Below are 4,172 nucleotides of genomic sequence, written 5' to 3'. Positions count from 1 at the left end.
ACATAAACTACTATTTTATAGCAGCATAAATAAAAATTCTCATTTTAAATACAGAGATGTCGTCGAACGCTATCTCTAATTGGTTAATTTGTGAGATTTTTTTGTGAAGGAGGTTATTTTATAAGAATAGAATTTAAGTTAGTAAGAGATCGTGCCTATGGTAGTGAGAAAATATGGGTTAGGGGGATTTGAAAATGAGGAAACTCAAAAGAGTCAATGTTCCTAATATACCAGAGCAACTATCACAGCCTAACGACAAGCGAACTATAAATAAGAAGAAGTTAAGGCGTTTTATTTTCATGTTCATTTTTATTGCTGCGACTACTTTGTACGTTCAATATATTTTAACGAAACAACAAGAAGTAATTAATGGCAAAAAAAATACAATAACAAATCAAAAGAAACAATTAGTTTCTTTAAAGAAAGATCAAGGTTCTTTAAAGACTAACATTGAGAATTTAACCGATAATGAAGAAGAGATTTTAAAGTTTGCTAGAAAAGAGTATCAATTTTCTAAGTCAAACGAAACAATATTCGTATTGCCAAAGTGAAGTGGTGGAACAGTTAGCGATAGCTAACTGTTTTTTGATGTATGAGGGAAAAGTTGTTTGTAGTGTGAATGTCATGGTACAAGGAGAAATGACATATTGTAAAAATGAGAAGTTTGAGCCAATTTTAATTGTTTTAAGAGATTTTCATAATTATGGAATATATGTCGAAATAAATATTGTTAAAATTCTGTCAATTGTATATAATACAAGGTAAGCGGATACATTTTTTAATCAACGTTGAGTTAACAGCTTATACGTCTGTTAAGAAAACCGTTATCCTCGTATAAGAAAGGAAGATAGCTGTGTACGCTTCAAATACAATTTACGTCGTAGGGGATGCGAAAGCACCTCAAAATAATCCCATTACCGAAAAGTTCAAAAGTTATTTTGTAGCATTTGTACTTGAGAAGGATACAGGGGAAATTGTAGATGCAGATTGCTCAGCCACAATTGCATTAACATCTCAATTTGTTAAATATTTGTTTCTACATAAAAATATTAATGACCCAGCATTAGTAACAGAAATAAAAAATCGGTACTTCGGTTCGTGTCAAAAGGCGCTACTTGTAGCGCTAAAGGATGCACAGAAAAAATATAATCAGATCGCTGCTTTGTCTACCCATTCATAGACAAAATCCAGCCGTAAGAATCTTCTTATGGCTGGATTTTTTTGTTTCGCATTAACGGAAAAGCCACCCGGATATTAAAGTATCACTCTATAAACAATGAAAGGATGAACAAAATGAAAATTACCGATGTGAAGGTAAACCGCCGACATGTAAAGCTTCATACACCGTTTAAAACTGCGCTTCGCACTGTAACGGAAATCGAAAGTATAGATGTGTTTATTCATACAGATGAAGGGATTGTTGGAAAAGGAGCTGCTGCAGCAACACCGGTTATTACAGGTGATTTTGCCAACGGGATTGAGGAAGCAATATTAGGGCCAATTCGCTCCGTATTAGTTGATAAAGATGTGCTGCAATTTCAAACGTTATTGTTACACATTCAAATGAGCTGTATAGGAAATACAAGTGCGAAAGCGGCGGTAGATATGGCTTTATACGATGTATATTGTCGATTTCACAACATACCGTTATATGCATTGTTAGGTGGGAAGAAAGAGATTTATACTGATATTACAGTAAGTGTTGATGAGCCTTTATTAATGGCAAAAGAAGCGAAAAAGCATATCGAAAAGGGATTCCAAACATTAAAAATTAAGGTGGGTAAAGAGGCACATTTAGATTTAGAACGCATAGAGGCAATTCGAAATGTAGTACCAAAGAATACGACGTTACGTTTAGATGCAAATCAAGGATGGAAACCGAAAGAAGCGGTTTCTATTATTAGAGAAATGGAGAATAGAAATTTAAATATAGAATTTGTAGAACAACCAGTTCATGCGAAAGATTGGGAAGGATTAAAGTACGTGAAGGACAATGTACAAACGCCTATTATGGCAGATGAAAGTATGTTTTCGGCAAGAGACGCATTAAAGATTGTCCAAGGAGGATATGCAGACCTACTTAATATTAAATTAATGAAATGCGGCGGCATACGAGAAGCATGGAAAATTGCGGATATTGCGGAAGCAGCGGGTGTGAAATGTATGGTCGGAAGTATGATGGAATCTTCACTTTCAGTTAGCGCTGTTGCCCATTTAGCTGCGGCTCATCCGAATATTCATTACTTTGATCTTGATGCACCGTTATGGTTAGTAGAAGAGCCAGAAGGGATGACTTACACTGGTCCAAAGGTAAACCTGCATTCTATAGTGAATATACAATCTTAGAAGTAGTACTTAGTAAACTATCTTATAAGGGGGATATATATGAAAAAAGTAGGAACTGCATTTTTAACAACTTTATTTATATTTTCATCGTTTACTTCGGTGAATGCTGAAGAGAAGAAGGATAGTAAAGCATTTATAGATGTATCTGCTGCAACGTTATGGACTGCACCAGATTCATTACGACCAATTGATGCACCGAGTGCGACAAATCCAGTTGATTTATGGAAGTGGACGAAATCAATGACGCTAGATGAGAAGCTTTGGTTAACGAGTGCAAATAAATTAGAAACGCAAGCGCTACTCGGTCAAGAAGTAACGGTTGTTGATAAGAAAGGTGACTGGGTGAAAGTGTTAGTCCACGGTCAGCCAACACCGCGAAACGAAGTAGGTTACCCGGGATGGATGCCTGAAAAACAATTAACGTATAATCAGGAATTTGCAGATAAAACAAACGAAGCTTTTGTATTAGTAACGAAACCGACAGCAATTGTATATATTAACCCTTCTGAAAAACATAAATCGCTAGAAGTCAGTTATAATACGCGTTTACCGCTCTTAAGTGAAGATACGATCTCATACCGCGTATTGTTGCCAAATGGTCAGAAGGCGTGGCTACGGAAAAATGATGGAACTGTTTACCATTCTCAAAATGATATTCCGACTCCAACCGCTGATGACTTAATAAACACCGGAAAAATGTTTTTAGGATTACCGTATATATGGGCTGGTACAAGTGGTTTTGGATTTGATTGCTCTGGATTTACACATACGATTTATAAATCACATGGCATTACAATACCGAGGGATTCTGGGCCACAATCAAAAGCAGGAATTGCGGTTGATAAAGAAAACCTACAAAAGGGCGATTTAATATTCTTTGCACATAATCAAGGAAAAGGTAGTGTTCATCACGTTGCCATGTATATTGGTGATGGAAATATGATTCACTCTCCAAAGGCTGAAAGATCGGTAGAAATTATACCGCTAAATACACCAGGATATATAGAAGAATACGCTGGTGCTCGTCGTTACTTACCTTAAAAAAGATAGGGGGGCTTTATATGAAAAAGGTTGTTCGCTACTCATTAGTTAGTACTCTACTTGTATCTTCATTTTTAGTAGGCTGTGCTAAAAATGAAGATACAAAGCCGAAAGATGAGAAGAAAGTATTACAACTACTAGAAACGGGTGAAATTCCATCATTAAATTCAGGGAAAGTAACAGATGCGGTATCATTTAACGTTTTGAATAACGTAATGGAAGGGTTATTCCGTTTATCGAAAAATGATGAAGTGATTCAAGCGGGAGCACAAAAATATGAAGTGAGTAAAGATGGTAAGACATATACATTCCACTTACGTGATGCGAAATGGTCTAACGGAGATCCAGTAACAGCTCATGATTACGTATATGCTTGGAAGCAACTTATAAATCCAGATACAGCCTCTCAATATGCATATATCGCGTACGATGTGAAAAATGCGGAGAAGATAAATAAGAAACAATTAGGCTTAGAAGAATTAGGTGTGAAAGCAAAGGATGATAAAACGTTCGTTGTAGAGCTGGAACATCCTGTACCGTATTTTACGAAACTACTCATTTTACCATCTTTCTATCCAATTAATGAAAAATATGCGAAGGAGCAAGGTGATAAATACGGGTTAGAGGCAAATAAAGCGATATATAATGGGCCGTTTACATTATCAGAGTGGAAGCACGAAGCGAGCTTTGCAATGAAGAAAAACGATAAATATTGGGATAAAAAAGAAGTGAAGTTAGATGAAGTAAACTATCAAATTGTTAAAGAAATTTCAACTGCGGTAAAT

Annotated in this window: 6 protein-coding genes; all 6 read left to right on the top strand. The window is 35.8% G+C overall.

Features of this window, described 5'->3' with window-relative positions; genetic code table 11:
• The first annotated feature begins 194 nt into the window (after positions 1-194).
• Positions 195-551 (top strand): FtsB family cell division protein, encoded by a 357-nt coding sequence (locus AB3X49_RS18695; protein ID WP_002085024.1) that lies wholly within the window; start codon positions 195-197, stop codon positions 549-551.
• Positions 490-765 (top strand): hypothetical protein, encoded by a 276-nt coding sequence (locus AB3X49_RS18690; protein ID WP_367963937.1) that lies wholly within the window; start codon positions 490-492, stop codon positions 763-765. The genes AB3X49_RS18695 and AB3X49_RS18690 overlap by 62 nt, the downstream gene beginning before the upstream one ends.
• Positions 766-853: 88 nt before the next feature.
• Positions 854-1,180 (top strand): DUF3870 domain-containing protein, encoded by a 327-nt coding sequence (locus tag AB3X49_RS18685; RefSeq protein ID WP_002127779.1) that lies wholly within the window; start codon positions 854-856, stop codon positions 1,178-1,180.
• Between the two features lie 104 nt (positions 1,181-1,284).
• Entirely contained in the window at positions 1,285-2,346 is a 1,062-nt protein-coding gene (locus tag AB3X49_RS18680) for a dipeptide epimerase (RefSeq protein WP_176126856.1), read from the top strand.
• A gap of 39 nt (positions 2,347-2,385) precedes the next feature.
• Positions 2,386-3,387: a C40 family peptidase gene (locus AB3X49_RS18675; protein ID WP_002168210.1), complete on the top strand. Its 1,002-nt coding sequence runs from the start codon at positions 2,386-2,388 to the stop codon at positions 3,385-3,387.
• A 20-nt stretch (positions 3,388-3,407) separates the two neighbouring features.
• Positions 3,408-4,172, top strand: a 765-nt coding sequence (locus AB3X49_RS18670) for a peptide ABC transporter substrate-binding protein (protein WP_367963934.1), incomplete at its 3' end; no start/stop codon positions are given.

Source organism: Bacillus sp. C30 (assembly GCF_040838255.1).
Classification (GTDB): Bacteria; Bacillota; Bacilli; order Bacillales; family Bacillaceae_G; genus Bacillus_A; species Bacillus_A mycoides.
Note: the sequence above shows the minus strand (reverse complement) of the source record. Positions and strands in the feature narration are given on the sequence as shown.

Excerpts from the sequence above, each read along its gene's own strand:
- AB3X49_RS18695 (WP_002085024.1), top strand. The coding sequence starts at position 195 with ATGAGGAAACTCAAAAGAGTCAATGTTCCTAATATACCAGAGCAACTA.
- AB3X49_RS18680 (WP_176126856.1), top strand. The coding sequence starts at position 1,285 with ATGAACAAAATGAAAATTACCGATGTGAAGGTAAACCGCCGACATGTA.
- AB3X49_RS18675 (WP_002168210.1), top strand. The coding sequence starts at position 2,386 with ATGAAAAAAGTAGGAACTGCATTTTTAACAACTTTATTTATATTTTCA.